The sequence below is a fragment of the Akkermansiaceae bacterium genome, from assembly GCA_017798145.1.
In the GTDB taxonomy this organism is placed as follows: domain Bacteria; phylum Verrucomicrobiota; class Verrucomicrobiia; order Verrucomicrobiales; family Akkermansiaceae; genus Luteolibacter.
In genome coordinates this window covers 741,782-767,727 of sequence record CP059069.1, presented here as the reverse complement: position 1 = coordinate 767,727, position 25,946 = coordinate 741,782, and the positions used below count along the sequence as shown (strand labels likewise).

The window sequence follows — 25,946 nt, the reverse complement described above, 5'->3', positions numbered from 1 at the left end:
CGGATCTGGCGGAAGGCTATTTTTCCTCTGCGAACCAATCGAGAGCCTTGGTTAGGCTGGCTGGATCGACGAAGCCCTTGCCCTCATGGAGCTCATAGCGGACTTCCTCCACATCGGTGTTGCGGATCGCATCGGCGGCTTTCTTGCTGTCCGCCGGGGTGGCCATGAAATCCTTGCTGCCGTGTGAGACGAAAACCTTTGTCCTGCGCACCTTGGACTTCGATGGGCTGAAGGTGCGGATGGATTCCCCGAAGTTTTCCCACTTCAGGGAGTTGAGGAAAAGCCCGCGGACATCGTAGCCTTCTTTCACGAGGGCGCCGTAGCCAAGGGTCGCCCTGCCGGCGCCGATGGAGCTGCCGGCGAGGCAAAGGGGAGCTTCTGCGATGCCGGGATAGTCAGTGCCGAGGTGGCGCAGGGCAGCCTGAAACATGGAGGCGAACCATGCGGGCGGGAGCTCGTTGAGCGGGGAGCGGCTGTGCGCGGCGACGACGATCCAGCCCTTGGCGCAGGCGACCTTCGCGTAGGGTGTGATGAGTTTTTCGAGATTCTCCTCTCCGGAGAAATCCGGGAAAACGGCGAGGACTTTCATGCCAGCCCCGGCTTGGAAATTCTCGGGAACCGCAACCGAGACACCGGTTTTTTCCGGGACAAATCCGGAGTGGGTCTTGCCCGCCGCGCGGACTTCGCCGCGCTCAAGCGTCACCTCGAATGAGCTAATCGCGTAGCCTGTGGCAATCGGTTTTGTCGGCTCCGGATTGTCCGGGGTCTTCGTCGGCTCGGCGGGTGCGGTTGCTCCGGCGGGTTGGATCGACTCCAGTGATTTCAGAGAAATCTGCGGGCTGCCCTTGTAAAGCTCCACGGTGCCGGTGACATCGACTTCCTTTCCCTCGAAGGCTTTTAGCGTAGCAGCATCCGAGATACCCGGGCGGGCGACGGCGGTGAAGGATCCGGCCCCGCCCCGCGTGCCGAAATTCAGGAAGGTCATTCCGGACGCGATGGTGTTCACGCGGGAGACTTTTCCGGTCACGGTGATTTCCTTGCCGACATGCTGCCCGGCCTCCGAGAAGGGGATGGCCTGCGCCGTGGCGGTGAGCGGGAGAAGGATGGCGAGCAGAAATTGTTTCCAGAACATATTTCCAGAAGATACCCCATCCGGGGCGATGGCAAGTGCTACAGATGGATCAGGAGAGCGCTTTCATCACTGCAGAGGAAAGGAGCTTCCCATCCGCGCGGCCTTCCGCGAGTTCCTGGGCACGCTTCATGGCCTTTCCCATGTCCGCCTTGGAGGCGGCTCCGGTTTCGGAAATTGCCTGGCCGACGATCGCCTCGATCTGCTCCGGGGAGAGCGCGGCGGGCAGGTATTTGGAAAGGATGGCGATCTCCGCCTTCTCGTTCTCCGCAAGCTCAGCCCGCCCTGCCTTCTCGAACTGTTCGATCGAGTCCTGGCGTTGCTTGATCTGCTTGCGTACGACGGCGAGCGTCTCCGGCTCGTCGAGCAGCGTGCCAAGCCCGCCTTTCTCGATGGCGGCGTTGGTAAGCGCGGCTTTGAGGGCACGGAGTGAGTTGAGGGCGGTGGAGTCCTTCGCGCGCATCGCGGTCTTGATGTCCTCGGAGATCTGGGTGGTGGTGTCGCTCATGGGGGATACCTATCACGATGAGTGCGGGAGGAAAGGAAAACCCTGCGGCTGTGACCCGATAGCGGCGCACGGAACGGACTTGCGCCCTGCGGGGGATCAGGCAGCCTGCGGAATGTTCAAGCGTTACTGGTGGGTTTTGTTTGCGATAGCTCCGGTGGGGATGATGGCGGGGTTCTTGGTCGCGGCGGTGGTCACGTATGTGATGCCGAAGAAGTATGAGAGCTCCCTGACGATGGAGATCAAGCCTGCTAGCAGGTCGGTTATGGACGCTGGGATTCAGGCTCCCGCCCAGAATTACCTAGCCACCGAGTTCAACAAGATCAAAAGCCGTAACTCCCTGATGGGGGTGGTGGATTCGCTGGATCTCGTCAACAAGTGGGGGCTGGATCGGGAAAGTGCGCTTCAGATCCTGAGGCAGATTGTGCGGACGGAGAATATCAGGGGGACGGATCTTTTCACGATCCATGTCCGCCATACAAATAGGGAGGATGCCCGGGACATCGCGGCGGAGGTTGCCCGCGCCTACGGGGACTATCGGATGGAGCTCGAATCGAAGTCGGTCGGAAAAATGGTGAATGAGCTGAAGAAGGCGGTGAGGGAGCAGGAGGACAAGGTGGAGGAGCGGAGGAAGGTATTGGAGACGATCGCAAGAACAATGGGTGCTTCGGAGCCGCTTGATAAGCAGGATTATGTTGATGCAAAACGTGATTATGAAACAGACTTGGCTTTGCTTGAGCAGTTGAAACTCCGGTTGATCACAGAGGAAATCACCCGGAATTCAGAGAGCCAGGCCATAGTCATCCACGATGAACCGGTGATCGCCGAGGCTCCGGTTTCCCCGAACGTGACCTTGAATCTCGTGCTCGGCTTGGCGGGGGGCTTGCTGCTTTCTCCCTTTCTGTCCCTGCCGCTGATGTTCTTGATGAACAGGAGGAGTCGCGCGGTGGTGTGAGATATGCCCCCGCTACTTGCCGCCTGCCAGTGCCTGTAGTCTTTGGAGGAGGGGTGGGTGCGAGTAGTCGAGCACGATGCGCAGCTTGTGCGGGGCGGGGTGGGAGAGGTGATCCGTCGTGAGCTGCTTGAGCGCGCTGGCGAGTGCTTCCGGGGTGCCGGTGTTTGCGGAGGCGTAGGCATCCGCCTCAAACTCGTGCTTGCGCGACCATGCATTGGCCAAGATGGAGAGGAGCTTTGAGGCTGGTTCCAAGAGGATGATGAAGAAAACCAGACCGGTATGAGTGGAGATTTTTTCCACGAAAAACGCATCGTGCAGCAGGCGTGCGGAGGCTCCGCCCGAATCGACGGCGATGCCGATGAGGAAAAAGATGAAGCCCATCTGGAGTATGCCCACGACAAGACGCTGGCGGATGTGGCCGAGGCGGAAGTGGCCGATCTCGTGGGCGAGGATGGCGAGCAACTCCGGTGGGGTGGACTTGGCGATGAGGGTGTCGAAGAGGGCGATTTTCTTGAGTTTTCCGAAGCCGGTGAAGTAGGCGTTGCCCTTGGTGGAGCGTTTTGAGCCGTCCATGGTGAAGACGCCTTGGAGCGGGAAGCCACATTTTTCCCCGAGGGCTTGGATGCCGTTTTTCAGCTCGCCGTCCTCCATGGGTGTGAATTTGTTGAAAAGCGGCAGGATGAGCGAGGGTGCCAGGAAGGTGGCGATGAGCTGGAAGGCGGTGACGAATGCCCATGCCCAGAGCCATGCGTGGGGGACGGCATCGAAGATCCAGAGTATTCCGGCGATGAGGGGCAGGCCGAGGGCGGCGGCGAGTGCGAGTCCTTTGGCACGGTCTGCGAAGAAGAGGGCTTTTGTGGTTTTGTTGAATCCGAATTTTTCCTCGATGACGAAGGTCTCGTAGAAATCGAAGGGGATGGAGATGAGGCTTTGGGCGAGGAAAAGTGCGGAGAGGAAGATGAGTCCGGCAAGGATTTCGCTACCTGCGAGTGATCGGGCGAGACCATCCAAATAAGGGAATCCGCCGAGGAACCAGAAGGCGAGGAGTAGGGCGAGCGAGAAGCTGGCTCGGATGATGTCGAAGCGCGAGTTGGTGGTCAGGTAGGAGCGTGCCTTTTCGAGTTTTTCCTGATCCATGAGTCCTTCCAGCTCCCGGGGAGGAGTGGAGGGGAAGGCCTTGATGTTGAGAAGGGTGGCGATGAATTCGAGGTTCCAGAGGAGGAAAAGGGAGATGACGATGAGGAGGGTCATAAGGTTCAAATTTCAAACTTCAGGCTTCAAATAAGAGCTTGGGTTTGGGCTTTCTGGATGATGGATCGGAGATTTAGCGCTGGATGAGGTTGAAGACGGGGGGGGCGCCTTCTTTCCAGACGAGGGCTGAGGCTGCTTCGATGACGGCGTCCTCATCGTCGCGGCGGTGGAAGGCTCCGGTGTCACGAAGGCGGCGGGCGGCGGTGAGTATGGCTCTCAGCTCCGGGGAGATGCTGAGGTAGGAAATGACCACTGAAAATGCGATGGCGAAAAGGAAGATGGCTATGGCTCCGACGACGGGGAGCTTCCCGACGATGATGGCAAGGACGGCGATCATGAGGGAAAGAGGCGGGACGGCCATGCCGAAGCGGCGGGAACCTTCGCGGGCGGCGGCGGCCTTGGGATCGCGGGTTTTCCAATCGGCCAGGGCGGCGTTGCGTAGCATTTCCGCAAAGATCCTGGCATCCCCGTTCTTGGAAGGGGGCAGATGCGTTTTTCCGAAGGCGTTTTCCCAGCGGGAAAGATCGCATGAGCATTGCCTGCGGCCTGCGCCTGAAAGCACGCGCATCCCGAACCACCAGCGCGCCGCAAAGGCGGCGAGGATGGGAAGGACGGCCAGAATGATGAGGAAGCGGAACACGGTAGCGGAGGGGATTTAAGCGCGTGGCGGGGGAAATGCACGCGAATGAGGATTCTTTTTTGCGGCTGCTGGAATGATGATGATAGGCAAAGGTTTTCTTGACGGTGGGGCTGCGATGAGGAAACTGGCCGGGATGAAAAACCTCTTGAAGTTCGGTGCGTTGGTGGTGATGGGCGGAATGCTTGGCTCCTGCGGGATCCCCATGTCCGCCGTGAGAACCGCGCAGAACACGGTGAAGAGCGCGGTTACGACCGTTCAGAACCCGCTCAACTACTGATCGGCTGTGCGCCTTCCGGGCGGCTGGTCCTGACAATGCTCCGCCCGCCATCCGGGAGATGTGAGATACGGATCCAGATGGTTTCCTCGGGCATGAGTTCCGGGAACATGTCCGCCCACTCGCAGATGGTGATGCCTTCCTGATCGAGGTATTCGTCCCATCCGAGGGCGAGGAGTTCTGCGGCGGATTTAAGCCGGTAGAAATCGAAGTGGAAGATCGGCGTGATGCCGCCGCTGTATCCGTTGACGATGGGAAAGGTCGGGCTGCTGACGGTGGCCGTGGGATCCAGCGCGGCGACAAAGCCTTTGGCCCATTGGGTCTTCCCTGTGCCCAGGGTGCCTGTCAGGCCGAAGATGTTGCCCGGCTTGGCCAGGGCTGCGAAGGAGGCTCCGATCTTCGCCATTTCTTCGGGTGTGCCGGCTGTGGAATGGGTCATGGCGTTTTCGAGAATCCTGTGAGGACGGCGCGGACATCGCCGATGTAAACGGATGCCCGCAGCTCGATGGGGAAGCGGTCCGCATCATCGCTGAGCCAGACGGTAACGGGTTTCTTCAGCTTCTTGTATGAGCCGAGGGTGAGTGTTTTCCTGTCGATCTTGTGAAGTGCGAAGGAGAGCCTGAGTGCGTCTTGGCCGAGGTGCATTTCCTTGGCCTCGCACCGTACCTTGAGGAGGTATGGGGTTTTGAAAGGCAGGAGCAGGAGGGTGTGTTGCTCGCCGGGTTCGAGTTTCTGGCTGCGTATGTAGAGGATGGCGGAAAAGAGGTCGCGGGCGGAGCCGTATGGGAAGGCGAAAGATTCGGCGGTGGCGACCGTGGTCTGCAGATCGGTGGAGATCTCGGTGACATCTGCCTTTGTGCGGGAGTAGCGGATGGTGGTGACGGCCTTTTCCTTGGAATCCTCCTCGGTGGAATGGAAGTAGCGCGAGGCGAGGGTGGAAGGCCTGATCTCCGACCAGTAGCTGTGACGGTAGGGGAAAAGTGCGGCGGCGGCACCGCGGCTGGAGGCGGAGCATTTGATGACGAGGGAGCCGGGTTTATTCACGCCCTTTGGGGCGAAATCCATTGTCAGCTGGCCGGCCTTGAGCATGCCTTTCCAACTGAGGGTGAAGGCGAGTGAACAGGGCGGGATGGGAGGGTGTGGACCTGGTTTCGCAGGGGAAAGCTCCGCCTCCCATGCGGGCGAGGCGCTGGCGCAGGCGAGGGTTAGGAAAAGGGTGATGAGGGGGTTCATGTGTTCGCCTTTTGCGGGTGCGGGCACATGCCCGCATCTCAATCCTCGAGCGGATATACGGGGCTGGCACGAGGAGGCAGGACGCCGGTGAAATCATCGTCGGTGATCACCCCAGTGCTCAATTCGGATCTGTCATCCCTTTGCTCTGAGGTCGGGAGCGGGGCGGAAGGAGGCGGAGGTGTATCGAGGCGGAATTCCATTTTCATGATGTCCCGGTTGGTCTCCGCCACCTGGTCGATGAGGTTTCTGTTCTCGTTGCGCAGGGAGCGGATTTCCGCAAGCAGGCCTTGGAAGAATTCTTTCTGCGCATCGCCGGATGGGGATAGGGGCATGTGGGCGAGATCGGGAGGGGGCGTGGTGTGTGGGGGCAGTTTGGTGTTGGTTCCGGTTCCGGGCAGGGGGATGGCCGCAGGTGTTTGCTGGGAATTCGAGACGAGGCCCTGCACGAACCAGTGGTGGCTGATGCCTGCGCCGAGCATGGCGGCAAGGAGGATGCCGCAGAGCATTGGTGGAGTGGGGTTCATGGTTTCGAAAGGTCTTCCGTTGGTGGTTCTGGCTTGGGTAGGGATGAGAGCAGCTGGTGCAAGTCCGAGATGGCGTTGCCAAGAAGAAGGGAGTCCTTGTCGAGCTGGGCGACGGATTGCCCGAGGATGGCGCTGACGGTGTTGGTCTGCCGGTATCCATCGGAGACGGCGAAGCCCGGCTCAACGACAGCGAATGTGCCTATGCCGTCCGCAGCGGGCGTGAGGATGTGCGGCTGAATGCTGAGGGTGATGGTCTTGCCGGGGCGGAGTGTGATTTCCTCCAGGAAGGTGGGTGCGAGTTCGGATTTTTCCAGACCCCATCCGTCGGGTGCCGGGCTCAGGGGCTTGGCCGGGAAGCTGGCCTTGAGCTTCACCTGGCCGGGATCGGATGTGCTGGTGCCCTCGCGGATGGATTCGACGCGGACTTGCAGGCCTTGTCCTTCTTCGGGGCTGGGTTGGGTTTCAGATTGGGCGGTGGCGGGGGATTCGGGGCTTTCTGCCGGGGGTTCATCGGAAGGGACTGGGGTTTCCTCGTTCCGCAGGTCAGCCTGTTCGGCAGGGGGCTTGCCGGTGATTAGTCTAGGCTCGTCGGGAGCGGGCTGTTTTTTTTGCGATTCCTCGGATGGGGGGGCTGCCGGAGCTTCTGTGGGCGGGGTCTCCGGCGGCGGCAGGATGACGACGACCTCGTTTTCCTCGGGCTTGCCCTTGTTTTTGAGGCTGTTGAACTCGAGGATGGCTCTTTGGACCTCATCCTTGAGGCTTGGGTTCTCGGCGGTTTCCTGTGAGAAGGCGGATGAGGCGATGGTGCAGCCGAGCAGGATCTGGGATAAGTTTTTCATGGCTATTTCTCGGGATTAGAGAGCTTGATCGTCTCGATGGTTTCGGTGGCGGCGGCTCCGTCCGGAGCGAGCGGATCGAACTGGTTGGCGGGAAGGGAGGGGCTGTCCGCGCGAAGTGCTGCGGAGGGGATGGAGCTGCCCATGAGTGCGTTCCATGAGTCCAGGAGTGCGGTGCCCTCATCGCGGAGGGCACGGGTTTTTTCCTGATGGGCGTTGAGAAGATCGAGAAGCCTGCGTGCTTCCTCGGTTTCCGCCTGGGTCCAGCGGAGATTGCGGCTTCGGTAAAGGACGGGGACATCGACGATGATGCGGTCGATCTCACCATTTGCGCTTTCCGCATCCAGCACGTGTTGGACGCGGATGTTGGTTTCCTCGAAATCGGATTTCTGGGAGGATGCGGGGGATTTCCCTTCGGCGGTTGCGGGGGTGGGGCGCCCCGCATCTCCCGGGAGGCGGTCAGGATCCGGGAGGATTTCCAAGGATGGGCTGGCGATGGAGGGATTGCCCGAGGAGGCCGCCGTTTTTTTCGGGTTTCCTGGAAGGGTAAGCGACGGGCCGGCGAGGATGACGGGCTTGGTGATGTAGGCAAGGCAGAAGGTGGCGGCGATGGCGGTGCTTGCAAAAAGCAACCATGGGTAAACCCGCTGGACGGTGCAATGAGTGCTGCGTCGGTTGGCTGTGGAAAAGGATGTGGGGGAGGGATTGATGGGAAGTCCCGGGATTGCGCGGGGGCTTTCGTTTTCGATCTGCTCTTTGGGGATGGGTGTCATGGCTGGCTTGCTGGTTCCGGTTCTTTCGGCGCGGCCGCGACCGCATAGCTGACGACCGTCTGGTCGGAGACGCCTGGGAATGCGGTGATGGTGAGCGACTCCCGCGAGAGGCGCAAGTGGCGAAGCGTGCCATCCGTGTTGGAGTAGGCCTGGATGCCGGGTATGACCTCCAGGGCACCAGCCTCAGCGCGTTGGCGCCCGATGCCGTCCGAGCGGTAGATATCGTAGCTGGTGTGCGACTCCTCATCGCCCTCCGGGGAGATGCGGACCGTGATGCCGTCCGTGGTGACGCGGAAGGCGATGGGTTTCATGGGGATGGGTGTCATCTCCGCCCCTGTCAGCTTGTAATGCGCCCGCAGCAGGTAGTCGCCGACAAGGCGGAACTGATCCGGGCCGGCGTAGGCCGTGCCAAGGGTCATCAGGAAAATCGTGGCAAGCGTTCTCATTGGCCGACATCCCACAGGGAGTCCGTGGAGCTTCCGGAAGGATCATAGACCCCGCCGGAGCCATTGTTGATGTTCGGGGGGGTGACGTTGACGCGGATGTTGAGTGTGTTGCCGGTGAGCGAGGTGACGGTGGGCATGGAGGTGGCCCGGCTGGGGAGGTAAGGGACGATCTGGGCGGTGGTGATGGAGGAGATGGTGGCCGTCGGATTGTCCGCAAGGTAGAGGCGCTGCGCGGCATAGACGGTCCTGAGTTGTTCGGAGGCGGCCCTGCCCAGTTGCCAGTTTCCGTATTGTTTTGATACGTAGAGGCCGGTGCCAAGCAGGGTCATGAGGACCATGATCACCACGGTCATCTCAACCAGGGTGAAGCCGTTTCTGGAGATGTGGCGTTTCATGAAGACTTATTTAAAGCTTATTAAAGTTCTTGCAAAGCGTGAAATCAACCTTTTATGAGCTTAATTTCCCGAGCCTGGCAGGAAAAGCACCTTCCCCCGGCGCTCCGGGGCAGAGAGCCGGGCGAGCGCTTCGCGGTGTTTCGCCAGGGGGTAAGTGGAGTCGGTTTCCTGCCTGAGGAGTCCTTCCGTCATATGGCCGGCGAGGATGCGGTAGGTATCTGCAACTTCCCCCCGGGGAGCGTTTTCGATCCATTTTGTCACCCAAAGCCCGCGGAGCCGGATATCCCCGAAAATGAGCGGGCCGTTGGGAACGGTGAGAGGTTTCCTGCCCATGGCACCGTAGGTGATGTGTGTGCCGCCTTCGCCGAGGAGTTTCATGAGGCGCAGGGCGCTATCGCCGCCGACGGCGTTTAAGGCGATCTTGGCACGGGATTTTCCGAGCAGTTCGCGTGCTTGTGCGAAACCTTCCGCGGAGTCTTCGAGGACGGAGGTTGCTCCAAGGGCAGTGAGATCGGCGGCGAGTTTGGTGTTTCTGAGGAAACAGAGGGTGCGCACTCCGATGAGGGCGGCGAGTTGCGCAACGCATTGGCCGACTCCGGAGTTCGATGCGTTTAGGGCGACCCAATCGCCTTCGCGGAGGCTTTCGAACTGGTTGAGGAGGAGCCATGCGGTGGCGGGGTTCACCTTGAGCATGGCGGCTTGGAGAGGATCGAGTCCGGAGGGGATGCGGATGAGGTTTTCCTCCGAGGTGACGGCGTGGCTTGCCCAGCCGCCGATGCGGGCGATGGGGATGACCGGATCGCCTTCGGAAAATTTGTCCGAGCGGGATTGTGCGACGGTTGCGTAGCACTCGATGCCGGCACCGGAGGGAAGTTCCGGTTTCACCCCGTAGGTGCCTTCGATGTAATTGAGGTCGGCCGGGTTGATCGGGGAGGCGTGGATTTCAAGCAGGACTTCGCCGGGCTGTAGGGCGGTTGCGTCGAACTCCGTGAGTCCTAGCACATCGGCCGGGTTGCCGGTGGTGCTGAAAGTGAGGCGTTGGCATTTCATGGTGGCAGAATGGATTTTTCTTGGCGAAAAGGCAACAGCGGGGCTATCCCTGCGGCGCAATGACACGTTCTTCCATCGAGGCTTCGATCAAGGTATTCCTGCTGGCGCTCATCGTGGTGTTCGCCCTCACGGTTGTGCGGGTGATCGGGATGATTTCCTGACAGGGGTTTCACCAATCCACAGGCAGCTCGATTGTGTTGCCGGCGTCCTCGTAGCGGATGAATCCGTTTTTCATTCCGTATTCGTGGACGAAGCGGGTGACCTTCACGTCGTAGGCACAGTATTCGGCGATCTTGCGCAGGGGTTCGAACTCGCCGGTTTTCTTGTGTTCCTGCCACCAGCGGATGGCATCGAGGCCGCCTGCGGATTTGCCGGTGCCGAGGGAGGCGGAGGCGACGTTGTCGAGCTTGAGGAAGCGCCCGATGCGCTCCTTGACGTCGAGCATCATGTCCAGGTTCAGCGTCTGTTCGACGAGGTTCGGGAGCGCATAGGGTTGGAGCACCGGGTAGTCGAAGCCGACGTGGTTCCAGCCGACAACGAGGTCGGCCTTGAGGAGCTGGTCGGTGAGCGCGTCCAGCTCGCTCTCGCCGAAGATGATGTATTCATCCGTGGCGGTTGAGTAGGTGACGGCGATGGAGATGCAGAGCTTGGCCTTGTTGTTGCTTACATCGCTAAGGCTGCGCTGGGTTTCTAGGTCGAAATAGACGATGTTTTTTCCGGACACGCAGAGAGGGTGAACGGCGGGCGGTGAACGTCCAAGATAGAATCTTGGAAAAACTGCGGGACGGGCGGTTCAAGCCAGCGTGTGGGAAAAGCGGTCGAGTATCCTGGCATGGAACTCCTGGGGAGAGGTTTTTGCCGTAACCAAGCGGCCGCCTTGCATCCCGCCGCCAGCGATGAGGCAGGAGTAGGCGCGCGGATCATGTTCGCGCCCGCCGAAGCCGTTGTGCACCGGGTTGCGTCCGAACTCCGTGTTTAGGACAATCAGCGTTTCATCCAGCAGCCCAATGGCGGAGAGCGTTTCGAGCAGTTTGGAAAATCCGCTGTCGAGGGTTGCGGCGAGTGGGGCGGTGCGGCTGGCATTTTCCGTATGGATGTCCCAGCCCCCCAGCTCGATTCGAATGAGATTTCGCCCGCCCTGCAGCATGGGGATGGCCTCGCCGATCGCGGAGTGGAAATCGCTGCAGGTCGGTCGGTCGAAAGACCAGCTGCCGGGAAAGCGGAGCGCGGCTTCACAGGCGGCTGGGTGGCCTTTCATCCCGTGTCCCATGGCGCGGAAGAGGGTGATCTTGTCCATGTGCCGGGCGAGGAGGGGTAGGTTTCCGCTGATGGAAATGCCCGGAGCCGAAGTCGGGATCGCATGCGGAAGACCTGGCAAAGGATCGAAGGTGTCCAGTTGGCTCATGCCGCCGGACATGAAAAGGTGGATGAGGGACTTTGGGCGGGATGCCCCGGAGGCCAGCGCGGGGAGATGCGCGGCGGCGAACCCGCCGGCTGCGGTGGCGATGAATCGCCTGCGTGAATAACGGTGGATGGCGGGCATGTCGGACACACTATCTGTCTCCGCCCAGGAAATCGAGCAGGCTGATGGCGAATTTTTCAGAGATACCCGGGATGGCGGCGATTTCCGAAGCCTTCGCTTTCCGGATGCGGGCGGGCGAGCCGAAAGCCTTGAGCAAGAGTTCCTTGCGGCGTGGAGACATGCCCGGGCAATCGTCGAGCGCACTCTCCTTCATGCGGCGGCGGTAGAGCAGCTCGTTGTAGCCGTTGGCGAAGCGGTGTGCTTCATCGCGGATGCGCTGGAGGAGTTTCAGAGCTCCGCGGTCGTGGGGGATGAGCAGGGGATCTGGCTGGCCGGGAAAAAAAACCTCCTCCCGCTGTTTCGCCAGGCCAATGATCGGCAGATTCTGGAGTCCGAGTGTGCGCAACTGCCTGAACGCGCTCGACAGCTGGCCTTTGCCGCCATCGACGATGACCAGATCCGGCAGGATGATCTTGGCCTTGCCATCCTTTGCGAGACGCCGCTGCGCCTCGATGGGTGATTCCTGCGAAAACTCCGTTTCCTCGCCCAGGTTTTCCCGGAGTATGCGCGAATAGCGGCGGTAAATCACCTCCGCCATCGACGCGAAATCATCCTGACCCGCGACTGTGCGGATGCGGTATTTCCGGTAATTCTGGTTGTCGGGGGCACCGTTGGTGAAGCGAACCATGGAGGCGACGATGTGGTTTGAGGAGACGTTTGAAATGTCGAAGCATTCCATCACCCGCGGTGGCCCGCCGAGTCCCAGCGCCTCGCCGAGATCGGCGAGGTCTTCGGTTGGCTTTACGGTGCTTGGGACACCGCGGCCGCGAGAAAACTGGCGGGTGGGCGAAAGGGTCTTGCGGATGTTTGCGAGGACATCTCGGAGGGTCGCCGCCTTCTCGAAATCCAGCGCATCGGCGGCGGCCTCCATTTCGGCAAGCAGCTCGTCGAAGATGGCCTTCTTGCCTTTTCCCTCCAGGATCAGGCAGGCTTCCTCCACCTTGGCGAGGTAGTCTTCGCTGGAAATCCTGGCAATGCAGGGGGCGGAGCAATTGCGGATGACATCCGCGTTGCAGTGGCGGTATTCGGCCTCGCCGGGATTCACCGGTCGGCAGACTCGCAGGCCGAGGCGGCGGTTGATCCAGTTGAGCGTTTCATGCAGCGCCGTGGAATGGGGAAACGGGCCGAAGTAGCGCGCGCCGTCCTCCTTTTTGGCGCGCACGGCGATGAAGCGGGGGAAGGGATCGCTCATCTTCACCTTGGCGTGGAGAAAGCGCTTGTCGTCGCGGAAAGCCACGTTGTAGCGAGGCCTGTAGTCCTTGATGAGCTTGCCTTCGAGCAGCAGGGATTCCTGCTCGTTGCGCACCGTGTGGATCTCGAAATCGTGGATGGAGTCCATCAGCGCCCTGGTCTTGATATTCGCACGGTTTTTCCGGGAAGGGGTGAAGTACGAGGAAAGCCTCCGTTTCAGGTCCAACGCCTTCCCGACATAGATTATGGATCCCAGCCTGTCCTTCATCAGATAGACGCCGGGCTGGTGCGGCACGTCGCGGAGTTTGGTTTTTAGCTCTTGGGAGACCATTCTGTTTGGATCGCGGGAAACATCCTGACCCAAGGTGCCTCGAATTACAAAGGTTGCAATGGTGCGGATATTGCTTTATCTCCCGCCGACGAACCATACCAACCCGACAATGCCATTGAACAGATTGCTTCTCCCGCTGCTTGGCGCCTCCTTTGCGTTCCTGGTTAGCTGCGCCACCAAGCCTGCGGCCCCCACGCTGTCTAAGACCGATGAGGGCTATGTGAACCCTTTCGAACCGGGCAGCTACGAGCACTTCAAGGCGGAGAAAGGGTATCCGAAAACCCACAACGTCTGGAAAAACGTCCAGCTCCTGCCGAAGACGGATTCGTCCAACTCCTGGGTGAAGATCGACCTCAAGCAACAGCGCGGCATGCTGATGAACGGGGACGAGGTGGTCATTGACTACCCGATCTGCTCCGGTACCAAGAGCCGCCCGACGCCTCCCGGAGACTACAAGGTGCTAGAGAAGATCGTGGACAAAAGCTCGAACACCTATGGGAAAATCTACGATGCCGAGGGAAAGATGATCAATGGCGATGCGGACGTGAACAAGGATGAGATCCCCGAAGGCGGGAAATTCGTGGGTGCTCCGATGCGCTACTGGATGCGCCTCACATGGGACGGCGTGGGTCACCACATCGGACCGATCCGCCGCTACCCGGCCTCCCACGCCTGCATCCGCGGGCCTAGTGCGGTGATGCCCATCGTCTACCCAAAGATGGCTGTCGGCTCCCGGATTCTCGTGGAGTGAGCCAGCCTGCGGCGGCGTGCGAGTCATCCGGAGTGATGCGGACTAGTTGTTGTCCGGGGATCATCCAGGCTATGCGGCGTCGGCGCTTGTGTCCGCCTTGCGGCGGCGGAGGGAGGGGGGCTTGGTGCCCTCGACGACGTGGCGGTTGATGGAGACGCCCTCGATATCACCGCGCGAGGGGACATCGAACATGACATCGAGCATGAGTTTCTCAAAAATGGAGCGCAGGGCGCGGGCGCCGGTGCCACGTTCCACGGCCATATGTGCCATGGCACGGAGGGCGTCGCGGGTGATGCGGAGCTTGACGTTGTTGAGCGCGAGTTGCTTGGAATACTGTTTCACCAAGGCGTTCTTCGGCTCGGTGAGGATTTTCACCAGTTCGTCCTCGGTGAGCTTGCAGAGCGAGGAAATGACCGGGAGGCGGCCGATGAACTCGGGGATGAGGCCGAAGTGGAGGAGATCCTCCGGCAACACCCTCTCGAGGATTTTGGAATCGGTCTCGTCGAGGCCGGAGGCCTTGTTGTCGCTGTGGAATCCGAGGGTCTTGCTGCCGAGGCGGCGGCGGACGATTTCCTCCAGGCCGACGAAGGCGCCGCCGCATACGAAGAGGATTTTCTCGGTGTTGACCTGGATGTATTCCTGCTGCGGGTGCTTGCGGCCACCCTGCGGGGGGACGTTGCAGACGGTTCCTTCGAGGATTTTCAGCAAGGCCTGCTGGACGCCCTCGCCGGAGACATCGCGGGTGATGGAGACGTTCTCGGTCTTGCGGCCGATTTTGTCGATCTCATCGACGTAGATGATGCCGCGCTCGGCGCGCTCAACATCGAAATCGGCGGCCTGAAGCAGTCTGAGGATGATGTTCTCGACATCCTCGCCGACGTAGCCCGCTTCGGTGAGTGTGGTGGCATCTACGATGGTGAAGGGGACATCGAGCACCCGGGCGAGGGTGCGGGCAAGCAGGGTTTTCCCGGAGCCGGTGGAGCCGAGCAAAAGCACGTTGGACTTCTCGATCTCAACGTCCTTGTATTCGGCGGAGACGGAGAGGTTGTCCTGGTTCAGGCGGAGGTAGTGGTTGTAAACGGCGACGGAGAGCACCTTCTTGGCGGTCTGCTGGCCGATGACGTATTGGTCGAGCTCGGCGAGCAGTTCGGCGGGCGTGGGGATCTCGTCCTTGGTGTGGGATTTCTTGCCCTTGCCCTTTTTTCCCTTGCCGGATTCGTCGGGCGGGTTGAGTTCCTTGGACAGGATGTTTCCGCAGACATCGACACATTCGTTGCAGATGTAGACGCCGGGGCCGGCGATGAGTTTTTTCACCTCGGAGTGGCTCTTTCCGCAGAAAGAGCACATTGTCAGATTGGAAGCGCGAGCCATTCCCTGATTAAAGCTCCGGAAAGCCCGTACGGAAAGCGGGAAATCCGAGCGGTTGATTTCTACGGCCGTATGCCCCACGGTAGCTGGGCCTTCCGTGCGCAATATCGTCCATGCGGACGATGTTCAGAAGCCTCAAAGTTCCCTACGTGTACGTCCAATGAATACTTTGGATTATTTTGTAGGATACAACTCGCTTAGAGGCTGTCTGAAAAATGGTTCACACGGCTAACCTGTTAAGCATCCGCTTTGCCATTGTGACATAGATCAGCGATTCGGAGCTGGAAATCAGAACCTCATGGTCACGGATCAACCTCCGGGACTGGATCAACCAGCCGAACGTCCTTTCCACGATCCATCATTTCGGAAGGACTTCGAAGCCTTTCATGTCATCGCTCCGCTTCACGATTTCCAGATCAATCTGCCGGTGGCGGTCGAGCCGGGCAGTCTCCTTGACGAGCTTCCCCCCATAGCCGCCATCCGCCCAGATCTTCTTCAACCACCCGTAGGTCGAATTCAAGGGTTCCAGCAACATCCTGGCCCCGTCACGATCCTGGACGTCCGCCCCGGTTACCTTGAGTGACAACAGGAAGCCGTTTGTATCTACCAGGGCGTGCCTTTTTCTTCCCGTAATCTTTTTACCCGCATCATAGCCACGAACTCCCGGCTGGCTAGCTGTCCGAACACTCTGGCTGTCGAGGATCGCAGCGGTTGGGGCTTTTTTCCGAGTGCCAGGCGTGCCCTGTCCCTCAGGGCATCGTGGATGCGCAGCCAGACACCTTGTTTCGCCCAGAGCCGGAAGTAGTGGTAGGAGGTTTTCCAATGCGGGAGGTCGTTGGGCATCATCCGCCACGCGGCACAACTGCGGATGATGTAAAGGATTCCGTCGATGATGGACCGCTTGGAATAGGAGAGCGGCCGACCGCGAAGGGTCAGCGGGGATTTCGGGATGAGCTTGCGCAGGACTTCCCACTCACCGTCGTTGAGACTGCTTGGATAATTTGGCATCCCAAGCTTCTCCCAGGGAGTTGGTCATCCGTACACAATAAAATTTCGGAAAAGCTATTTTCCAGACAGCCTCTCTCAGGATTGAATGCAGAAAGCATGACGTTGGAATACGCTTTCAGGCCTTCGGGAGAAAGCAAATTCTACCCCATGGCACGCATCAAACTGACTGGCGCTATAGCCGGTGGAGAGGCGGTCTGAGGATCAGTCCTTTTTCTCGATTTCGGCCAAGACCGCGTCGGGAAGCTGTTTGCGGGATTCGAGAACCTTGTCCACGAGACCGTAGGCGACGGATTCTTCGGCTGACATGTAGTTGTCGCGGTCGGAGTCGTGCTCGACCTGCTCTACCGTCTTGCCGGTGTGTTTGGCGAGGATTCCGTTGAGGCGCTTCTTGAGGTTGAACATGAACCCGATCGTGCGTTCAACATCGGAGGCCGTGCCCTGAGCTCCACCGGAAACCTGGTGGATCATCACGTGGGAGTTCGGCAGGCAATAGCGCTTGCCCTTGGTGCCTGCGGTGAGCAGCACGGAACCCATGGATGCGGCGATGCCGATGCAGTAGGTGTTCACGTCGCAGGTGAGGAACTGCATGGTGTCATACATGGCGAGGCCGGCGGTGACTGAGCCGCCAGGGGAATTGATGTAGATGTGGATGTCCTTTTTGGGATCCTGCATCTGGAGGAAAAGGAGTTGCGCGATCACGGAGGCGGCCACGCCATCATCGATGGGGGTGGTGATGAAGATGATGCGGTCCTTGAGCAGGCGCGAATAGATGTCGAAGGAGCGCTCGCCACGGCCATCGGACTCGATGACGACGGGGACGTAGTAGCTGTTCTTCGGTGACTGCAGGCTGCTGCTGTTTGAGGGTGGGAAAAGGTTCATGTGATTATTCTGCGGGTGTTGCCTGGAGTTCCGCTTCGGAAACTTCGGTGACTTTCGCCTGCTCGACGAGGAAGTCAATGGTCTGGCCGATGAGCATGGAATTCCGGATCGATTGGATCTGGCGCTTTTTCTGGAGATCCTTGATGACCTTCTTGATCGGCTCCTTGCGGCTTTCGGCGATCCTGGCGATGTGCGAGAGCAGATCTGCGTCCTGGACGGTGATCTTCTCCGCCGTGGCGATTTCCTGAAGGATGAAGTTGGTGCGGAGGTTGGTCACGGCGCGTTGGGTGGCGACGGAGAAAATCTGCTCCTGCTGGCTGAGCATTTCCTCATCGGAGGCACCCTTCTGGCTGCCTTCCTCGACAAGCTGGTTCGCCTGGTTCTGGGTCTCGCGCTGGACGATTTCCTCCGGTAACTCGAAGCTCACGGCCTTGTTCAGGTGCTCGACGATCTGGTTGACCTTGAACTCGCCGATCTGCTTGGATTTCTCCCTGCCCATGTTTTCGCGGATCATCCCCTTGATCTCGTCGAGGCTCTTGCCGGGGACTAGCTTTTCGGCGAAGGCATCGTCAAGCTCCGGGAGTTTCGGTGCCTTGATGCCGGTTACGGTGGTGTGGAGGGTGATTTCCTTGCCGCGCAGCTCCTCAAAAGGGAATTCTGCGTCGAGGGTGATGGTCACGTCCTTCTTGTCGCCGGCGTTCAGTCCGACGAGTTGCTCCGCGTATCCGGGCAGGAAAGCGCCTTCCTTGACAGGCAGCCAGTGGTTCTCGCGCTTGGCGAGGTATTGGCCTTTCTCGCCGATCGCCTCTGCGAGCGGGGTGCCATCCACGGTGGTGGTGAAATCGACGATGGCGATGTCATCATTCTGCAGGGCGCGGCCTTCGATGTCGTCGAACTCGGCGAGGCGCTCGCGGAGGTTCTCAAGCTGCGTGCCGAGCTCCTCGTCGGTGACTTCCTCCGGCGGGGCTTTCACTTCGATGCCCTTGTATTCCGGGAGGGTGAACTCCGGGGCGAGGATGAGCTTGGTCTCGAAGGCGATCGAGCCGTCCGGGCGTTCGTTGAGGTTGTCCGGGAAACCGAAGTCCAGCACCTTGAGGTTCTCCTTCTCGAGCACCTGGTCGCAGGCTTCGCCGAAGAGGGCTTCGGTGAGTTCCTCGGAGATCTGTTTCCCGAAACGCTTCTGGATGACCGCTTTCGGGGCTTTCCCGGGGCGGAAACCGGGGATCTTGGCCTGTGAGGCGTAGGTGGAGGCGATGGATGCGCGCTTCGCTGCGACATCGGCGGAGGGAACCTCGACATTGAGGACTGCGATGCATTTCGGCTGTTTTTCGACGACGATGTTCATGAATGTTCTGCTGTGGGGCAGGGAAACTAGTTGCGGGGGGGCGGGAACTTCAACCCTCAACTTTCGAAATTAGGGGGATACGCCGGAAAATCCGCCCCGTCCGCATCATTGAATGCGTGTTTCCTTATCCGGTGAAGAGAGGAGAAGCAGCCCGACCAAGGGAAGGGCGGATGCGGCCATGCCCCACCATGCCGAGTGCCCGAGTCCCCGGAATCGCTTCGATGAGGCGATTCCATAGAGGGAGTTGATTGCGACGATAAGGGGAATCACGGCCGGCCGCGGGTCTTCCATGCCAATGCCCTTGATGGCCTTTGCCGCGATGATGGCAAGCGCAAGCAGAAGCAGGTTTGCCAGGAGGTATTGCCTCTGGGTGTACACCCCTCCGGGATCCATGAAATCTCTGAGGGCTTTCATGCGGTTTGCATTCCCTCAGTCCGGGAACACGATGGCCCTTTGCCCGTCGATGAGAGTCCGGTCGTGGACGTGGCAGCGGATTCCCTTGGCCAGGGCGATGCGCTCGCAGTGGCGGCCGAGCCGGGCAAGATCGGAGGGCGAGTGGAAATGGGAGACCCGCTCGACCTCCTGCTCGATGATGGGTCCCGCGTCGAGGTCTGCGGTGACGTAGTGGCAGGTGGCGCCTATGAGCTTCACCCCGCGCTCGTGCGCCTGCTTGTATGGGTTCGCGCCGATGAAGGCGGGAAGGAACGAATGGTGGATGTTGATGATTTTCCCGGAAAACTCCGTGCAGAAGCTGTCCGGCAGGATCTGCATGAAACGGGCAAGGACGACCAGTTCCACATCCTGCGCAATGAGCAGGTCGCGGATCCGGGCGAAGCCCTTTTCGCGGCGGTCTCCGTCCATGTCGATGTGGTGGAAAGGCAGCCCGGCGCGTGCGGCAATGGGGGCGCAATGTTCGCGGTTGGCGATGATGGAGGTGATCTCGACCGGAAGCTCGCCCAGCTCAGTGCGCAGCAGGATCTCGTTGAGGCAGTGGTCGGTCTTGGTCACCAGCAGGGCGGTGCGCATCTTGTATGGCAGGGTGCGGAAATGCCATGTGGCTCTCAGCGAGCGGCCGAGGGTGCCGAAGCCTGCCTTGAAATCCTCCACAGTGACATCCAGTTCAGAGGTGTCGATATCCAGCCGCGCAAAGAATTTTTTCCCGACCTGATCCGAGAACTGGCTGAACTCGATCAGGTTGCCGCGATGCGAAGCCACGTAGGAAGCGATTTTCGCAACGATCCCGGACTGGTCGGGCGATGACAGCTTGAGTATGAGGCCGGGGCGCACAGGTTCTTGGGGCGTTGAATGGTACACTCCATATCCCACCGAGGGGAAGGGAGAGCGAAAGTTTGCTGGAAAAACCTTGGGTGACAAGCCTGCGTAAGGGTAGTTTCCCCATGCGCCATGGAAATCCGCAACCGCAGAGAAGAAACGCCGTTCACCACCAAGGACGGCTCCACGATCACGAGCCTGCTGGATCTCGCCAACGCCCCGGTGAAAAACCAGAGTCTCGCCGAGGCCTGCATCCCTGCGGGCGGATCGACCCAGCGCCATTACCATAAAGACAGCGAGGAGATCTACCACATCACCTCAGGGGCGGGCATCATGGAAATCGAAGGTGAGACCCGCGAGGTCGGCCCGGGGGATTCCATCCTGATCCCACCCGGCGCATGGCATGAAATCACGGCCACCAGTGATCTGGTGTTCCTATGCAGCTGCGCCCCGCCTTACCGGCATGAGGATACGTTCTTCGGTTAGCCGTTGCACCCATCGGTTTCCCGCGCATATCGAAGGCTGCATTGCCGCTGTTTTCCCGGATCACTGCGTTTCGAAAAGAGCGAAGCCTCGTTTCAGGTAATTCGCCAGAGCATGTTGGTGATCCCGCGCACAGGTGTGCACCCAAACCCGCTCGGTTCCCGGAAGCTCCCAGGCAATTTGAACCGCCGCCGAAAGGAATGCCCCTCCGAGGCCTTTGCCGATGTGTTCCGGAAACAGCCCGAAATAGGCGATCTCGACATTTCCAGCGTCCTGCACTTCCAGTTCGAAATAGCCGATCTCCTGCTGCGCGAGCCGCCCCACATAGGTGAGCACCTCGTCCCGGCTGGCATATCTTCGCCAATCCGCATCGGTCCAGGTCAGCTTGTCCGTCCATTGCCATTGCGCCCCGACCCGTTTGTAGAGCTCCAGGTTTCTAGCAGGATTTGGTGGCATGATCCTCTCAACACTCAGCCCATCGCGGGCGGGGCTTGGGGCGAAGCATCCCCGTGCACACATCTCCAGGTGGATGACGGTCGTGGCTGTTCTCGCGTCGTCGCTCATCGCGGCTGCATGGTTTCAGTTCGCAGTTGCCTGAAAAAGGATTTTCCCCTCGGCCCTTCCCATGAAATATTGTTACCCGGAGGCAGGTAAACGTGATCCGGATTCCTTCCGCTACTTCGAAAAAGCATCAACGATGACGCAACGCATAGTCCTTCACGCCGCAGTTACCCTCACGGCTGCCCTGTCGCTCCGTGCCGAGATCGATTTCGCCCATGAGGTGATTCCCATCTTGGAAAAACATTGCGTGGAATGCCATGGCGGGGATGAATCCAAGGGCGGGCTTTCGATGAACACCCGCGCCATGCTGCTTGAGGCCGATGTGCTGGAGCCCGGCGATCCGGATGCCTCGCTGCTCATCGAGGTGCTGACCGATGAGGATCCCGATTTCAGGATGCCTCCTCCGGGGAAAAAGAAAGCCCCGCTGAATGCCGCCGAGATCGATGCGCTGAAACGCTGGATCGCCGCCGACCTACCGTGGGAAGAGGGTTTCACCTTTGCCAAAGACCGCTACGAGCCACCCCTCAAGCCCCGCCCGGTCAAGCTGCCCGCCGGACCAAAGGGTGCGAACCCGATCGACCTGATCGTGGCGGAGCATTTCAAGGCCGAGGGCATCAGATTCCAGGGCGCGGCGGATGACTCCACCTTTCTCCGCAGAGCCTCGCTGGATCTGGTCGGCCTGCCGCCTTCGCCGGATTTGGTGGCGATGATTTCCCCGGGCAAGCCGCTCGACAGGGCCGCGGTGATAGACCGCCTGCTGGCCGATAACCAGGGCTACGCGGAACATTGGATGACTTTCTGGAACGACCTCCTGCGCAACGACTACGGCGGCACGGGCTTCATCACCGGCGGGCGCCAGCAGGTCACCGGATGGCTGTACCCCTCGCTGTTAGAAAATAAGCCTTTCGACAAATTCGTCAGGGAGCTCGTCGCACCGACTAAGGAGTCGCGCGGTTTCATCGACGGGATCACGTGGCGAGGCGAGGTAAACGCCAGCCAGACGACACAGATACAGTTCTCCCAGAACGTCTCGCAGGTTTTCCTCGGCATCAACATGAAGTGCGCCTCCTGCCATGACAGCTTCATCGACCGCTGGACTTTGAGAGAGGCATACGGGCTCGCCGCAATCTATTCGGAAAAACCCATGGAACTCGAGCGCTGCGACAAGCCCACCGGCGAGATGGCCGTCGCCTCATGGCTTTTCCCGGAACTCGGCCAGATCGATCCGGCAAAGCCCCGCGACGAGCGCCTGAAACAGCTCGCCGACCTGATGACCCATCCGGATAACGGCAGGATGCAGCGCACCATCGTGAACCGCCTCTGGGCGCAGCTCATGGGCCGTGGCATCGTTCATCCCGTCGATGCGATGAATACGGCCCCATGGAGCGAGGATCTGCTGGATTTCCTTGCGAACCATCTCGTTGAGTCCGGTTACGATCTGAAATCCGTGCTGCGCCTCATAGCGACATCGAAGACCTACCAATCGCGCGCGGAAATCCGTGAGGACGAGAATGCGGAATACGTGTTCCGCGGTCCCGTCCGGAAACGGATGACGGCGGAGCAGTTCCTGGATGCGATACGCAGCGTCACCGGTGTCTGGCAGAAGGCTGACGGCGCGGCTTTCAAGAAAGGCGGCGCGGGTGGACAACTCGCGGTGGTCATGGAGACCCATGGCTTGCAAAAATGGGACGACAGACCCATCCGCACGGCTTTCGGGAAACGCGATTCCCTGCAGGCCGCGCTGGGCCGCCCGAACCGGGACCAGGTCGTCACCTCGCGGCCGGATTCGGTCACCACCCTGGAGGCGATCAATCTTTCCAACGGCCCGGAGCTTGCGGGGCTGATCCGGGATGGGGCGGTGAAAATTGGGAACGATGCCCAACCCAAGGATTTGATCCGGAAGGTTTTCCGTGCTTCCGTTTCCCGTGAACCCACGACCGAGGAAACAGCCATCGGCCTTTCGATGTTAGGCGAAAAGCCATCCGCCGAAGATACGGAGGATTTCCTCTGGTCCGTCTTCATGCTGCCCGAATTCCATTACATCAACTAAACCATGAACCCCGATTGGTACAACGAAGCGCTCCCGCAGCAAACCCGGCGCAACTTCCTGCGCGCGCTCGGCGCAAGCACCGCCGCCACTTTCCTCGGCGGCGCACCGCGCTCCATGGCGGCGGAGCGAAAATCCATCCATCCGGCGGCCACCGCCGATTCCTGCATCCTGCTCTGGATGGCCGGCGGGATGGCCGCCCCCGAGACCTTCGATCCGAAGGCATACCTCCCCTACGAGGTGGGCACCCCGGTTGAGAAAATCATCAGCACCTTCCCCGCCATCGACACGGCGGTGGACAACATCAAGATCTGCAAAGGCCTCGAAAACATCGCCTCCGTGATGGATCGCGCGACCCTGATCCGCTCCCACGTCCAGGCGGATCTGGGCAGCATCCTGCACTCCCGCCACCAATACCACTGGCACACCGGATACGTGCCGCCCCAGACCGTCGCCGCCCCGCACATCGGCGCATGGATGGCAAAGGTGCTGGGCGGGCGCAACGAGGTCATGCCGCCCTTCATCAACATCGGCCAGCGCCTCGAAGGGGTGGGGGAGAGCGAGGAATTGAAAGCCTTCACAACCGGCGGTTTTTTCGGCAGCGAGTTCGGCCCTATGAACCTGCCTTTCCCCCATGAGGCATCGCAGGCCGTGAAGCCGCCGGGCGGAATGTCCCCGGATCGTTTCGCAAAACGCTACAAGGCCTTGGAAGATCTCCTGAAAAACTCGCCGAAGTCGGAGCAGCTGAGCGATTACCACCAGGAATCCATGCTTCGCTCGCTCGACAACGCCCACCGCCTGCTCGGCTCCAAGGAACGCGAGGCCTTTGACCTCTCCAAGGAGAAGAAAGAGGTGTTTGACGAATATGACACCGGACAGTTCGGCCAGGGCTGCCTGCTGGCGCGGAGGCTTGTTGAAAACGGCGCCCGCTTCGTCGAGGTCACCACCGAGTATGTGCCCTTTCTCCACTGGGACACGCACGAGAACGGCCATACCACGGCGGAGCGGATGAAGCAGCAGATCGACCGCCCCATCGCCCGTCTCATCAAGGACCTGGAGGAGCGCGGGATGCTGGATCGCACGCTCGTCATCATCGCCAGCGAGTTCAGCCGCGACATGATGATCGAGGGTGTGCCGGGCTCCAGCGCAAAGGACCAATCCCGTGCCAAGACTGATGTGCTCAAGGAAATGAAGCACTACGGCCTGCACCGGCACTTCACCGGCGGGTCATCCGTCGTGATGTTCGGCGGCGGGATGAAAAAAGGTTTCCTCTACGGTGCCACCGCGGATGAGAGGCCGTGCCTCGCTGACAAGCCGGTCAGCATCGAGGATCTCCACGCAACCATTTTCACCGCCATGGGGATCAGCCCCAAGACCGAGTTCGACATCGAGAGCCGCCCGTTCTACGCGACCCGCGACGGACATGGGAAAGCTTTGCGGGATGTATTCGCGTGAGGACTAGGCGCGTCGCCGCGCCTTGGGTTCCCCGCCGGCCTCCCCGCCGACTGCAGGATCTTTCCCACTGCGGATGGCGGCACCCGCCCGAACTCAAGGCTCGATGTCGCGCCTACTCCACTCAGCACTCCACCACGTTCACCGCGAGGCCGCCGCGCGAGGTTTCCTTGTATTTCGTTTTCATGTCGCGGCCGGTGTCCCTCATGGTGCGGATGACCTTGTCGAGGGATACGAAATGCGCGCCCTTGCCGTTGAGGGCGAGGCGGGAGGCGTTGATCGCCTTGACGCTGCCCATCGCGTTGCGCTCGATGCAGGGGATCTGCACCAGGCCGCCGATGGGATCGCAGGTGAGGCCGAGGTTGTGCTCCATGCCGATCTCCGCCGCGCACTCCACCTGTTGCGGGCTGCCACCGAGGAATTCCGTGAGCGCCCCGGCCGCCATCGAGCAGGCGACGCCGACCTCGCCCTGGCAGCCGACATCCGCCCCGGAGATCGAGGCGTTTTTCTTGTAGAGAGTGGCGATGGCACCGGCGGTGAGAAGGAAACGGTGGACGCCGTCCGGATGCGGGGATTTCCGGAAACGGACGGCGTATTCCAGCACGGCGGGGATGATCCCGGCCGCGCCGTTGGTGGGCGCGGTGACAACCCTGCCGCCCGCGGCGTTCTCCTCGTTCACGGCGAGCGCGAAGAGGTTCACCCAGTCGAGCACCGCCAGCGGATCTCCGGACGACTCCTGCTCCACGGTGAGGAGATGGCGATGAAGATCCTTGGCCCGGCGCGAGACTTTGAGTCCGCCGGGCAGGATCCCGCTGGTGGAAATGCCGCGCTTGATGCAACCGCGCATCGCGGCCCAGATCGCATCGAGGCGGGCGCGGGTTTCCGCCTCGGGGCGGTAGGCCGCCTCGTTGGCGAGGATGAGGCCGGAAATGGAAAGCTTGCTGGCGATGCAGTGATCCAGCAGATCCTTTGCGCTTTCGAAGGGGTAGGGGATGTTCACGGGCGCGCCCGCCGGAGTTTTCTCCCAATCCTTCTCGCTGAGGATGAAACCACCGCCGAGCGAATAGACCACGTCCTCTGCGAGGATCGTTCCCGCTTCGTCGAAGGCGGTGAACTGCATCCCGTTCGGGTGCCTTGGCAGCGCCTTCATCCGGGCGAAATCGAGGTCGTCCTTTTCCGTGAAGCCGATCTCCCTGCCATCGGGAAGTTTCAGGCGTTTTCCCGCCCGTATCGTTTCGAGTAGTTCCGGCATCGCATCGACATCCACAGTCTCCGGCAGCTCCCCGCAGAAGCCGAGGATCAGCGCGCCGTCCGTGCCGTGGCCTTTTCCGGTGGCGGCCAGCGAGCCGTAGAGCTTGCAATGCACGCGGGCAACCGCTTTGCCCCCAAGCCCCTTCGCGAAAGCGGCCGCCGCACGCATGGGGCCGACCGTGTGCGAGGAGGACGGGCCGATGCCGATGGAAAAGAAATCCAGGATGGAGAAGTGGACGGCCAGGCTGTGCGATGTATCGGGGCTGCGGCTCATGGGCGATTTGGTTGTTTCCGGTGTGGCGGCGGACTTTTGCTGTAATGCTCCCCGAACCAAGAGTGAATCATGTGCCGGCTGCTGGACAAGACCACCTTTCCATCACAGGCCTCAAATCGGAAGGCCTGTGATGGTTCCAA

28 protein-coding genes and 1 pseudogene are annotated in these 25,946 nt (G+C 60.5%); 6 read left to right on the top strand and 23 right to left on the bottom strand.

Translation table 11 applies throughout. The features are described 5' to 3' along the window. Positions 1-16: 16 nt before the first annotated feature. A complete protein-coding gene (locus tag HZ994_03310; GenBank protein ID QTN31395.1) occupies positions 17-1,132 on the bottom strand; it encodes a hypothetical protein in 1,116 nt (371 codons plus the stop codon). Positions 1,133-1,181: 49 nt separating this feature from the next. Beyond that, positions 1,182-1,637, bottom strand: a complete 456-nt coding sequence (locus HZ994_03305; GenBank protein ID QTN31394.1) for a GatB/YqeY domain-containing protein — start codon at positions 1,635-1,637, stop codon at positions 1,182-1,184. On the opposite strand from HZ994_03305, the gene HZ994_03300 reads away from it, so the two are divergent. After that, the gene (locus tag HZ994_03300; protein QTN31393.1) at positions 1,603-2,589 is read left to right on the top strand and encodes a hypothetical protein; all 987 of its coding nucleotides are present in this window, start codon (positions 1,603-1,605) and stop codon (positions 2,587-2,589) included. The two genes, HZ994_03305 and HZ994_03300, sit on opposite strands and share 35 nt — an antisense overlap. Positions 2,590-2,601: 12 nt before the next feature. Here HZ994_03300 and HZ994_03295 read toward each other — a convergent pair whose 3' ends face one another. Together HZ994_03295 and HZ994_03290 are read right to left on the bottom strand one after the other, a co-directional pair. Beyond that, on the bottom strand, positions 2,602-3,840 hold the full coding sequence (locus HZ994_03295) for a M48 family metallopeptidase (GenBank protein ID QTN31392.1): 1,239 nt from the start codon (positions 3,838-3,840) through the stop codon (positions 2,602-2,604). 73 nt (positions 3,841-3,913) lie between these two features. After that, the gene (locus tag HZ994_03290) at positions 3,914-4,480 is read right to left on the bottom strand and encodes a hypothetical protein (GenBank protein ID QTN31391.1); all 567 of its coding nucleotides are present in this window, start codon (positions 4,478-4,480) and stop codon (positions 3,914-3,916) included. A gap of 133 nt (positions 4,481-4,613) precedes the next feature. On the opposite strand from HZ994_03290, the gene HZ994_03285 reads away from it, so the two are divergent. Next, complete coding sequence (locus HZ994_03285; protein QTN31390.1) at positions 4,614-4,757, top strand: hypothetical protein; 144 nt, start codon at positions 4,614-4,616, stop codon at positions 4,755-4,757. On the opposite strand, the gene tsaE is transcribed toward HZ994_03285, so the two are convergent. The 11 genes from tsaE to HZ994_03230 form a co-directional block, all read right to left on the bottom strand. Beyond that, the gene (gene tsaE, locus HZ994_03280) at positions 4,747-5,193 is read right to left on the bottom strand and encodes a tRNA (adenosine(37)-N6)-threonylcarbamoyltransferase complex ATPase subunit type 1 TsaE (protein ID QTN31389.1); all 447 of its coding nucleotides are present in this window, start codon (positions 5,191-5,193) and stop codon (positions 4,747-4,749) included. The two genes, HZ994_03285 and tsaE, sit on opposite strands and share 11 nt — an antisense overlap. Beyond that, complete coding sequence (locus HZ994_03275) at positions 5,190-5,987, bottom strand: DUF3108 domain-containing protein (GenBank protein ID QTN31388.1); 798 nt, start codon at positions 5,985-5,987, stop codon at positions 5,190-5,192. Before HZ994_03275 ends, tsaE begins: the two co-directional genes overlap by 4 nt. Before the next feature lie 38 nt (positions 5,988-6,025). After that, on the bottom strand, positions 6,026-6,511 hold the full coding sequence (locus HZ994_03270; GenBank protein ID QTN31387.1) for a hypothetical protein: 486 nt from the start codon (positions 6,509-6,511) through the stop codon (positions 6,026-6,028). Next, positions 6,508-7,350, bottom strand: a complete 843-nt coding sequence (locus HZ994_03265) for a hypothetical protein (protein ID QTN31386.1) — start codon at positions 7,348-7,350, stop codon at positions 6,508-6,510. Before HZ994_03265 ends, HZ994_03270 begins: the two co-directional genes overlap by 4 nt. A 2-nt stretch (positions 7,351-7,352) precedes the next feature. Beyond that, on the bottom strand, positions 7,353-8,120 hold the full coding sequence (locus HZ994_03260) for a hypothetical protein (protein ID QTN31385.1): 768 nt from the start codon (positions 8,118-8,120) through the stop codon (positions 7,353-7,355). After that, positions 8,117-8,566: a hypothetical protein gene (locus HZ994_03255; protein QTN31384.1), complete on the bottom strand. Its 450-nt coding sequence runs from the start codon at positions 8,564-8,566 to the stop codon at positions 8,117-8,119. The genes HZ994_03260 and HZ994_03255 overlap by 4 nt, the downstream gene beginning before the upstream one ends. Beyond that, positions 8,563-8,961, bottom strand: coding sequence for a type II secretion system protein (locus tag HZ994_03250; protein ID QTN31383.1), 399 nt, complete (start codon positions 8,959-8,961; stop codon positions 8,563-8,565). Before HZ994_03250 ends, HZ994_03255 begins: the two co-directional genes overlap by 4 nt. 60 nt (positions 8,962-9,021) lie before the next feature. Continuing rightward, positions 9,022-10,011 carry a zinc-binding dehydrogenase gene (locus HZ994_03245; protein ID QTN31382.1) on the bottom strand — a complete coding sequence of 330 codons (990 nt, stop codon included), beginning with the start codon at positions 10,009-10,011 and terminating at the stop codon, positions 9,022-9,024. A 169-nt stretch (positions 10,012-10,180) separates the two neighbouring features. After that, positions 10,181-10,735 (bottom strand): ribonuclease H-like domain-containing protein, encoded by a 555-nt coding sequence (locus HZ994_03240; protein QTN31381.1) that lies wholly within the window; start codon positions 10,733-10,735, stop codon positions 10,181-10,183. 69 nt (positions 10,736-10,804) lie between these two features. Further along, positions 10,805-11,554 carry a DUF1501 domain-containing protein gene (locus HZ994_03235; protein ID QTN31380.1) on the bottom strand — a complete coding sequence of 250 codons (750 nt, stop codon included), beginning with the start codon at positions 11,552-11,554 and terminating at the stop codon, positions 10,805-10,807. Between the two features lie 10 nt (positions 11,555-11,564). After that, the gene (locus HZ994_03230) at positions 11,565-13,052 is read right to left on the bottom strand and encodes an excinuclease ABC subunit UvrC (protein ID QTN34304.1); all 1,488 of its coding nucleotides are present in this window, start codon (positions 13,050-13,052) and stop codon (positions 11,565-11,567) included. Between the two features lie 172 nt (positions 13,053-13,224). Here HZ994_03230 and HZ994_03225 point away from each other — a divergent pair, with 172 nt between their 5' ends. Next, entirely contained in the window at positions 13,225-13,866 is a 642-nt protein-coding gene (locus HZ994_03225) for a L,D-transpeptidase (protein ID QTN31379.1), read from the top strand. A gap of 69 nt (positions 13,867-13,935) precedes the next feature. Here HZ994_03225 and clpX read toward each other — a convergent pair whose 3' ends face one another. The 6 genes and pseudogenes from clpX to purU all read right to left on the bottom strand — a co-directional run bounded on the left by clpX (position 13,936) and on the right by purU (position 19,738). Beyond that, positions 13,936-15,237 carry an ATP-dependent Clp protease ATP-binding subunit ClpX gene (gene clpX, locus HZ994_03220; GenBank protein QTN31378.1) on the bottom strand — a complete coding sequence of 434 codons (1,302 nt, stop codon included), beginning with the start codon at positions 15,235-15,237 and terminating at the stop codon, positions 13,936-13,938. 217 nt (positions 15,238-15,454) lie between these two features. Beyond that, positions 15,455-16,242, bottom strand: a pseudogene (locus HZ994_03215) (IS5 family transposase). 201 nt (positions 16,243-16,443) lie between these two features. Beyond that, a complete protein-coding gene (locus tag HZ994_03210; GenBank protein QTN31377.1) occupies positions 16,444-17,121 on the bottom strand; it encodes an ATP-dependent Clp protease proteolytic subunit in 678 nt (225 codons plus the stop codon). 4 nt (positions 17,122-17,125) lie between these two features. Beyond that, entirely contained in the window at positions 17,126-18,466 is a 1,341-nt protein-coding gene (gene tig / locus HZ994_03205) for a trigger factor (GenBank protein ID QTN31376.1), read from the bottom strand. 105 nt (positions 18,467-18,571) lie between these two features. Continuing rightward, on the bottom strand, positions 18,572-18,880 hold the full coding sequence (locus HZ994_03200) for a hypothetical protein (GenBank protein QTN31375.1): 309 nt from the start codon (positions 18,878-18,880) through the stop codon (positions 18,572-18,574). Positions 18,881-18,895: 15 nt separating this feature from the next. Next, a complete protein-coding gene (gene purU / locus HZ994_03195) occupies positions 18,896-19,738 on the bottom strand; it encodes a formyltetrahydrofolate deformylase (protein QTN34303.1) in 843 nt (280 codons plus the stop codon). Positions 19,739-19,870: 132 nt separating this feature from the next. Between purU and HZ994_03190 the strand changes: the two genes are divergently transcribed. Then, entirely contained in the window at positions 19,871-20,224 is a 354-nt protein-coding gene (locus HZ994_03190) for a cupin domain-containing protein (GenBank protein ID QTN31374.1), read from the top strand. A 60-nt stretch (positions 20,225-20,284) separates the two neighbouring features. On the opposite strand, the gene HZ994_03185 is transcribed toward HZ994_03190, so the two are convergent. Next, the gene (locus HZ994_03185; protein ID QTN31373.1) at positions 20,285-20,785 is read right to left on the bottom strand and encodes a GNAT family N-acetyltransferase; all 501 of its coding nucleotides are present in this window, start codon (positions 20,783-20,785) and stop codon (positions 20,285-20,287) included. A gap of 133 nt (positions 20,786-20,918) precedes the next feature. Here HZ994_03185 and HZ994_03180 point away from each other — a divergent pair, with 133 nt between their 5' ends. Both HZ994_03180 and HZ994_03175 read left to right on the top strand, forming a co-directional pair. Then, positions 20,919-22,832 (top strand): DUF1553 domain-containing protein, encoded by a 1,914-nt coding sequence (locus HZ994_03180; protein ID QTN31372.1) that lies wholly within the window; start codon positions 20,919-20,921, stop codon positions 22,830-22,832. A gap of 3 nt (positions 22,833-22,835) precedes the next feature. Beyond that, positions 22,836-24,284: a DUF1501 domain-containing protein gene (locus tag HZ994_03175; GenBank protein QTN31371.1), complete on the top strand. Its 1,449-nt coding sequence runs from the start codon at positions 22,836-22,838 to the stop codon at positions 24,282-24,284. 121 nt (positions 24,285-24,405) lie between these two features. Here HZ994_03175 and HZ994_03170 read toward each other — a convergent pair whose 3' ends face one another. After that, the gene (locus HZ994_03170; protein QTN31370.1) at positions 24,406-25,806 is read right to left on the bottom strand and encodes an L-serine ammonia-lyase; all 1,401 of its coding nucleotides are present in this window, start codon (positions 25,804-25,806) and stop codon (positions 24,406-24,408) included. Positions 25,807-25,946 lie beyond the last annotated feature (140 nt).

Bases quoted from the DNA above. Each gene is read 5' to 3' on its own strand.
- HZ994_03235 (QTN31380.1), bottom strand. From the start codon at position 11,554: ATGCCCGCCATCCACCGTTATTCACGCAGGCGATTCATCGCCACCGCA.
- HZ994_03225 (QTN31379.1), top strand. From the start codon at position 13,225: ATGCCATTGAACAGATTGCTTCTCCCGCTGCTTGGCGCCTCCTTTGCG.
- HZ994_03185 (QTN31373.1), bottom strand. From the start codon at position 20,785: ATGAGCGACGACGCGAGAACAGCCACGACCGTCATCCACCTGGAGATG.
- HZ994_03230 (QTN34304.1), bottom strand. From the start codon at position 13,052: ATGAAGGACAGGCTGGGATCCATAATCTATGTCGGGAAGGCGTTGGAC.
- tig (QTN31376.1), bottom strand. From the start codon at position 18,466: ATGAACATCGTCGTCGAAAAACAGCCGAAATGCATCGCAGTCCTCAAT.
- HZ994_03245 (QTN31382.1), bottom strand. From the start codon at position 10,011: ATGAAATGCCAACGCCTCACTTTCAGCACCACCGGCAACCCGGCCGAT.
- HZ994_03210 (QTN31377.1), bottom strand. From the start codon at position 17,121: ATGAACCTTTTCCCACCCTCAAACAGCAGCAGCCTGCAGTCACCGAAG.
- HZ994_03295 (QTN31392.1), bottom strand. From the start codon at position 3,840: ATGACCCTCCTCATCGTCATCTCCCTTTTCCTCCTCTGGAACCTCGAA.
- tsaE (QTN31389.1), bottom strand. From the start codon at position 5,193: ATGACCCATTCCACAGCCGGCACACCCGAAGAAATGGCGAAGATCGGA.
- HZ994_03170 (QTN31370.1), bottom strand. From the start codon at position 25,806: ATGAGCCGCAGCCCCGATACATCGCACAGCCTGGCCGTCCACTTCTCC.
- HZ994_03300 (QTN31393.1), top strand. From the start codon at position 1,603: ATGTCCTCGGAGATCTGGGTGGTGGTGTCGCTCATGGGGGATACCTAT.
- HZ994_03260 (QTN31385.1), bottom strand. From the start codon at position 8,120: ATGACACCCATCCCCAAAGAGCAGATCGAAAACGAAAGCCCCCGCGCA.
- clpX (QTN31378.1), bottom strand. From the start codon at position 15,237: ATGGCTCGCGCTTCCAATCTGACAATGTGCTCTTTCTGCGGAAAGAGC.
- HZ994_03200 (QTN31375.1), bottom strand. From the start codon at position 18,880: ATGAAAGCCCTCAGAGATTTCATGGATCCCGGAGGGGTGTACACCCAG.
- HZ994_03180 (QTN31372.1), top strand. From the start codon at position 20,919: ATGACGCAACGCATAGTCCTTCACGCCGCAGTTACCCTCACGGCTGCC.
- HZ994_03275 (QTN31388.1), bottom strand. From the start codon at position 5,987: ATGAACCCCCTCATCACCCTTTTCCTAACCCTCGCCTGCGCCAGCGCC.
- HZ994_03270 (QTN31387.1), bottom strand. From the start codon at position 6,511: ATGAACCCCACTCCACCAATGCTCTGCGGCATCCTCCTTGCCGCCATG.
- HZ994_03305 (QTN31394.1), bottom strand. From the start codon at position 1,637: ATGAGCGACACCACCACCCAGATCTCCGAGGACATCAAGACCGCGATG.
- HZ994_03285 (QTN31390.1), top strand. From the start codon at position 4,614: ATGAAAAACCTCTTGAAGTTCGGTGCGTTGGTGGTGATGGGCGGAATG.
- HZ994_03250 (QTN31383.1), bottom strand. From the start codon at position 8,961: ATGAAACGCCACATCTCCAGAAACGGCTTCACCCTGGTTGAGATGACC.
- HZ994_03190 (QTN31374.1), top strand. From the start codon at position 19,871: ATGGAAATCCGCAACCGCAGAGAAGAAACGCCGTTCACCACCAAGGAC.
- HZ994_03175 (QTN31371.1), top strand. From the start codon at position 22,836: ATGAACCCCGATTGGTACAACGAAGCGCTCCCGCAGCAAACCCGGCGC.
- HZ994_03265 (QTN31386.1), bottom strand. From the start codon at position 7,350: ATGAAAAACTTATCCCAGATCCTGCTCGGCTGCACCATCGCCTCATCC.
- HZ994_03310 (QTN31395.1), bottom strand. From the start codon at position 1,132: ATGTTCTGGAAACAATTTCTGCTCGCCATCCTTCTCCCGCTCACCGCC.
- HZ994_03255 (QTN31384.1), bottom strand. From the start codon at position 8,566: ATGAGAACGCTTGCCACGATTTTCCTGATGACCCTTGGCACGGCCTAC.